This is a genomic window from Cellulomonas rhizosphaerae (assembly GCF_003470205.1).
Lineage (GTDB): Bacteria > Actinomycetota > Actinomycetes > Actinomycetales > Cellulomonadaceae > Cellulomonas > Cellulomonas rhizosphaerae.
On the sequence record NZ_QWKP01000080.1, the window covers coordinates 1 to 5,481 of the forward strand.

A 5,481-nucleotide genomic window follows, 5' to 3' on the forward strand; every position below is an offset into this window, starting at 1 on the left:
CGCCAGGGCGACCGCGGTGGTGTCCGAGCCGCCGCGGCCGAGCGTCGTGACGTCGTTCGTCGTCGGGTTCACGCCCTGGAAGCCTGCGACGATCGCGACCTCGCCCCGGGCGACCGTGTCCTTGATCCGGCTCGGGCTCACGTCGATGATGCGCGCCTTGCCGTACGCCTCGTCGGTGATCACGCCGGCCTGCTGGCCCGTGAAGGACTTCGCGTCGACGCCGAGGTTGTGGATCGCCATGGCCAGCAGCGACATCGAGATGCGCTCGCCCGCCGTGAGCAGGATGTCCATCTCGCGCTGCGGAGGCATCGGGGTCACCTGGTTGGCGAGGTCGATGAGCTCGTCCGTGGTGTCGCCCATGGCCGAGACGACGACCACGACGTCGTGGCCCGCCCGCTTGGCCTCGGCGACCCGCTTCGCGACGCGCTTGATGCTGGTGGCGTCGGCGACGGAGGAGCCGCCGTACTTCTGCACGATGAGGGCCACGAGGGATGCTCCGGATGGGTGGGCAGGACGCGCGCGAGTCTACGTTCCGCCCAGGATGCGGAACGAGGACTTTCCGCATGCCGGACGCCCTCGGCCGCGCGGGCTGCTCGCGGTTCCCATCCCATCGGAGGAGCGCCAGGTCGGCTCGCGCGAGGTCTGCACAGATTGCGCACAGGTTTGGCTGCGCGACGCGGCCCGCGGGCTCTACGTTCGGGCCATGTCGACCGATGTCGCGGACTCCGCCGTCACCCCGCCCGCCGCCGGGCCACCCCCGGGGATCGTCGTGCGGGGGGTGTCCCGCTCGTTCGGCGCGGTGCGCGCGCTCGACGCGATCGACCTCGAGGCGCGCGCCGGACGGATCACGGCGCTCGTCGGGCCCAACGGCTCGGGCAAGACGACCCTGCTCCTGGTGCTCGCCGGCCTGCTGGTCCCCGACACCGGGACCGTGCGCGTCGCGGGCCACGACCCGGTCGCCGACGGTCCCGCCGCCCGGGCCCGCACCGGGTGGATGCCCGATGCGTTCGGCACCTGGGACACGCTCACCGCCCGCCAGGTGCTGCTCACGTTCGCGGCCGCCTACCGGATCCCGACCGCCACCGCGCGGGTACGGGTCGACGAGCTGCTCGCCACGGTCCACCTGCACGAGTACGCCGACCGCCCGGCGAGCGTGCTGTCCCGCGGGCAGAAGCAGCGGCTCGGCCTCGCCCGCGCGCTCGTGCACTCCCCCGACGTCCTGCTGCTCGACGAGCCTGCCAGCGGACTCGACCCGCGCTCGCGCGTCGACCTGCGGATCCTGCTGCGGAAGCTGGCCGACGAGGGGCGCACGGTGCTCGTCTCGAGCCACGTCCTGTCCGAGCTCGAGGAGATGGCCGACGACGCGGTGTTCATCTCGCGCGGGCGCTCGGTCGTCCCCGAGACCATCACGACGCGCAGCACCTGGCACGTGCGGGCGCTCTCGCTCGGCGCGCTGACCGGTTGGCTGACCGCCGTCGGGGCCGCCTGGCGTCCTGGTGAGGGCACCCCCGACGGCCCGGGCAGCGTCCTGCTGGAGGTCTCGGGCGACGAGGGAGCCGCGCAGCTGGTGCGCGACGCGGTCGCCGCCGGCGTGCCGCTGACCTCCCTCGCGCCCGTCGCGGGTGCGCTCGAACAGGCCTACCTGACCCTCGAGGAGGAGCGGCGATGACCTCCATGTCGCCCATCGCGATCGACGAGCCGAAGGCTCCCGAGCAGCCGCGCATCTCGCGGCGCGGGACCTGGGGCGTCTCCTGGCACGGCGTGCGCACGGTCGCGCAGCTCGAGCTGCGCCAGCGCGTGCGCTCGACGCGGTGGATCGTCGCGCTCGTCGTGTGGTTCGTCGTGGTCGGCGGGCTCACGCTCCTGCTGTCCGGGTTCCTGAGCGACGCGATGCTCGGCACCGGCAACTCGGGACCGCTGATGTTCGGGGCAGTCGTCTTCCTCGTCCTCGGCCTCGGCCTGCTGGTCACGCCGACGCTCACCTCGACGGCCGTCAACGGCGATCGCAACGCGGGCACGCTCGCGACGCTGCAGGTCACGCTCCTGAGTCCCGCGGAGATCGCGCTCGGCAAGCTCGCGGCCGCCTGGCTCGCGGCGTGCGCGTTCCTGGTGCTGAGCATCCCGTTCCTCGTCGTCGCGCTCTTCATGGGCGACACCCCGCCGTTCGCCGTGGTGCGCGTCGTCGTGATCGTCGCGCTGCTGCTCGTGTCCGTCTGCGGGATCGGGCTGGGCTTCTCCGCGCTCGTGTCGCGGACCGCCGGCTCGACGGTCCTGACGTTCATCACCGTCGCGGCGCTCGTGCTGCTGACCCCCATGCTCTTCGGCCTGACGTTCTCCTCGGTCGAGCAGGAGGAGAACGTGCAGGTCTGGGGACCCGTGGACGGCTCGACGTTCGGCGAGGACATGGAGTGCGGGTTCACGACCCAGGTGCAGACCGTCGCGCACACCGAGCGGACCTGGTGGCTGCTGGGGATCAACCCCTTCGTCGTCGTCGCCGACGGCGCCGGAACCGGACCGATCGTCCACGACGACTACGGCAGCAGCGCCGACCCGTTGGGGTCGATCCGTGACGGCGTCCGCAGCCTGCGCACGCCGAACCGCGTCGACAACCAGTGCTACTACGCGTCGGACTCGCTGCCCGCGAACGACCAGCGCGGCGACGACAGCGCGATCTGGCCGTGGGGGCTGGCCGCCAACCTCGCCCTGGGTGCGGCCGGGTTCGTCATCGCCGTCCGCCGGCTGGCGATCCCGTCCCGCACGCTCGCGCGCGGGACCCGGGTGGCCTGAGCCTTACGGCTGCAGCGCGTCGTACTCCGCCTCGGCGGCGACGTCGTCGGCCACGTCGAGGCGCAGGTGGGCGAGGATCGACTGGAGGGTGCGCAGCACGCTGGACGCGCGCTCGCCCCAGTCGGACAGGTAGGAGAACTGCCACCACCACAGCGCCTCGAGCACGCCGCCGGTCTCGTAGTGCCGCAAGCCCTGGGCCAGCGCGCCGGCGATCGCGACGAGGTTGCCGGACAGGGTGACGGCCTCGACGTCCGCGGCGAGCAGCGGGTCGACGACCTCGGAGTACTCGTCGACGCCCTCGAGCGCGTTCGCGAGCGCGCCACGCAGGGGCTCGAGGTCCGGGTCCGGGCCGACGTCGGGCTCGAACCGCTCGGCGGGGACGACGTCGGTCGTCGCGCCGAGCCGGGCGCCCGCGGCGAGCAGGTCGGAGACGGCGAGCAGGAGGAGCGGGAGCGCGGCCTCGGGGGCGCCGCCCGCGCCGACCTCGGTGATGGTCGTCAGGAAGGTCCGCGACTCCTCGGCGACCGCCTGGGCGATGTCGCGCACGTCGGCGTCGGTGCTGGTCATGCGGCCCTCCCGGTGCTCATGCGCTGATCCGTCGTCGGCCCTCGAACGCGCGGCCGAGCGTCACCTCGTCGGCGTACTCCAGGTCCCCGCCCACCGGCAGGCCCGAGGCGAGACGGCTGACCGTCAGGCCCATGGGCACCAGCAGGCGCGCGAGGTAGGTCGCCGTGGCCTCGCCCTCGACGTTGGGGTCGGTGGCGAGGATGACCTCGGTGACGGTGCCGTCGGCGAGGCGCGTCATGAGCTGCGCGATGCGCAGGTCGTCCGGGCCGACGCCCGCGATCGGGTTGATGGCGCCGCCGAGCACGTGGTACTTGCCGCGGAACTCGCGCGTGCGCTCGATGGCGACGACGTCCTTGGACTCCTCGACCACGCAGATCGACGCGGGCGAGCGGCGCGGGTCACGGCAGACGCGGCACAGGTCCTCCTGCGTCACGTTCCCGCAGACGTCGCAGAACCGCACGCGCGCCTTGACCTCGACGATCGCGTCCGAGAGCCGGCGGACGTCTGCCGCGTCCGCGGACAGGATGTGGAACGCGATGCGCTGGGCGCTCTTGGGGCCGACTCCGGGCAACCGCCCGAGCTCGTCGATCAGGTCCTGGACCGCGCCTTCGTACACGACCGCCAGCCTACGGGGTGGGCGGACGCCTGGGTCGGACGCCCCCGCGGGCCGAACGCACGAGTTCCGGCGGATCTCGGCGAGGCACCAGCCAGCTCTCGGCGTTCTCCCAGCGTTCTCTGCGAGCCTCGCGCTGTCCCGCGCACGTGCGGGGCCACGTCCGAAGGAGGCGCCGTGCGCCGGATGCCCGCCGTGCTCGTCGTCGCGCTCGCGTCGGCCGCCGTCCTTGCGGGCTGCTCCGGCCCGACCGACGCCGAGGACCAGGCGCACGACCTCATCGCGTTCGGCGGCCCGCCGGGCTGGACCGCCACCCCGCAGGACGCGCTCGACCAACCGCTGCCGGACAACGACCGGGCCGAGGTCGTCGACTCCGTGCCGGTCACCTTCGAGGCCGGCGACCAGCCCGACGGCGTCAAGATCACCTGGATCAGCCCGGTCGACGCGGGCTCGGCCGCGCAGCGGTGCGCCGAGCTCGTCGCGTGGCTCGACCACGCCGAGCGCGAGTGGCCGACCGACGCCGCAATCGACGTCGACGGCCTCGAGAAGTCCTGCGCCGACCACGCCGCCGATCCGACGTCGTCGATCCTCGACGCGGCAGCCGGCACCGCACATGGCGCGCACGGCCGCGTGGCCTACGGCGCGATGGTCGGCGGGAAGTCCGGCACCTTGACGGCAACGCTGGAGTACAACGCCGACGTCTGACGGGCTATGACCGTGACGCGTGGCGATCGCGTGCGAGACGATCGGCGCCATGCTCTCCCGACCGTCCGACGACTCGTGGGCCGCCTGGTTCTCGGACCTTCGCTACGGCGCGCGGCTCCGTGACATCGACCTGACGAGTGCCGACCTGATCTCGGTGCGCACACCACGGCTCGCCTGGTTCACGCGTTGCCTGTTCGTCGGCGCCGACCTGCGGCAGTCCACGCTCGACGGAGTCGTCTTCCTGCGGTGCGACTTCTCGCGCGCCGACCTCCGGGGGGCCTCGCTGCGCGGCACCAGGTTCTTCGGCTGCGACCTCACACGGGCCGACCTTCGGGGTGCCGACCTGCGCGGCGCGGTCTTCGGCACCTCCGGTCCCGCGGGCAGCGCGACCCCGACGATCCTGACCGGCGCCCGTACCGACCCACGCGACTGGGCTGCGGTGAGCGACGAGTCCGACGTCTGGCCCGACCGCTCCTGACCGTCACATGCTGCGGTCGTCGAGCTCCTCGTCGATGACCGTGCCGCCGAGCATCTGCGCGACCAGCGGTGCGCCGACGAGGTTGCTCGAGGTGATGTCCGGGTCGTCCGGCGACGGGTCGTCGTCCTCGGTCACGGCCGGGCGCGCGGCGGCTGCCGCGGCCGCACCGCGCTCGCGCGCCGACGGCCCGTCGGTGCGCTGGTCGTCGCTGCTCGGCGCCTGGTCGCCCGCCGGGCGCGGGGCGGCCCAGGGGTCCTCGGCGAGGCTCGGGTCGTCGGCCGGGGGCTCCGGCGGCGGGGGCGGCTCTTGGTCCCACGACGCCGCAGCCCGC

Annotated in this window: 7 protein-coding genes and 1 pseudogene; 4 read left to right on the plus strand and 4 right to left on the minus strand. The window is 73.5% G+C overall.

Translation table 11 applies throughout. The features are described from left to right. A partial coding sequence (locus tag D1825_RS01415) for an aspartate kinase family protein (protein ID WP_456064387.1) occupies nucleotides 1-486 on the minus strand: 486 nt, incomplete at its 3' end. Nucleotides 487-703: 217 nt separating this feature from the next. Here D1825_RS01415 and D1825_RS01420 point away from each other — a divergent pair. Continuing rightward, nucleotides 704-1,669, plus strand: a complete 966-nt coding sequence (locus D1825_RS01420; protein WP_118765727.1) for an ABC transporter ATP-binding protein — start codon at nucleotides 704-706, stop codon at nucleotides 1,667-1,669. Then, nucleotides 1,666-2,787 carry an ABC transporter permease gene (locus D1825_RS01425; RefSeq protein WP_325051451.1) on the plus strand — a complete coding sequence of 374 codons (1,122 nt, stop codon included), beginning with the start codon at nucleotides 1,666-1,668 and terminating at the stop codon, nucleotides 2,785-2,787. Before D1825_RS01420 ends, D1825_RS01425 begins: the two co-directional genes overlap by 4 nt. 3 nt (nucleotides 2,788-2,790) lie before the next feature. Here the strand turns inward: D1825_RS01425 and D1825_RS01430 are convergent, their stop codons facing one another. Continuing rightward, nucleotides 2,791-3,354 carry a DUF5063 domain-containing protein gene (locus tag D1825_RS01430; RefSeq protein ID WP_118765728.1) on the minus strand — a complete coding sequence of 188 codons (564 nt, stop codon included), beginning with the start codon at nucleotides 3,352-3,354 and terminating at the stop codon, nucleotides 2,791-2,793. A 16-nt stretch (nucleotides 3,355-3,370) separates the two neighbouring features. After that, entirely contained in the window at nucleotides 3,371-3,970 is a 600-nt protein-coding gene (recR, locus tag D1825_RS01435) for a recombination mediator RecR (protein WP_118765729.1), read from the minus strand. 174 nt (nucleotides 3,971-4,144) lie between these two features. On the opposite strand from recR, the gene D1825_RS01440 reads away from it, so the two are divergent. Together D1825_RS01440 and D1825_RS01445 are read left to right on the plus strand one after the other, a co-directional pair. Then, nucleotides 4,145-4,672, plus strand: coding sequence for a hypothetical protein (locus D1825_RS01440; protein ID WP_138067273.1), 528 nt, complete (start codon nucleotides 4,145-4,147; stop codon nucleotides 4,670-4,672). A gap of 49 nt (nucleotides 4,673-4,721) precedes the next feature. Next, nucleotides 4,722-5,150 carry a pentapeptide repeat-containing protein gene (locus D1825_RS01445; RefSeq protein WP_118765732.1) on the plus strand — a complete coding sequence of 143 codons (429 nt, stop codon included), beginning with the start codon at nucleotides 4,722-4,724 and terminating at the stop codon, nucleotides 5,148-5,150. Nucleotides 5,151-5,153: 3 nt separating this feature from the next. Here the strand turns inward: D1825_RS01445 and D1825_RS18085 are convergent. Then, nucleotides 5,154-5,481: pseudogene (locus D1825_RS18085) on the minus strand (DNA polymerase III subunit gamma and tau); the annotation flags it as partial.

What these genes read in the sequence shown, in the direction of transcription:
- D1825_RS01420 (WP_118765727.1), top strand. Translation starts at nt 704, where the DNA reads ATGTCGACCGATGTCGCGGACTCCGCCGTCACCCCGCCCGCCGCCGGG.
- D1825_RS01425 (WP_325051451.1), top strand. Translation starts at nt 1,666, where the DNA reads ATGACCTCCATGTCGCCCATCGCGATCGACGAGCCGAAGGCTCCCGAG.
- D1825_RS01430 (WP_118765728.1), bottom strand. Translation starts at nt 3,354, where the DNA reads ATGACCAGCACCGACGCCGACGTGCGCGACATCGCCCAGGCGGTCGCC.
- D1825_RS01445 (WP_118765732.1), top strand. Translation starts at nt 4,722, where the DNA reads ATGCTCTCCCGACCGTCCGACGACTCGTGGGCCGCCTGGTTCTCGGAC.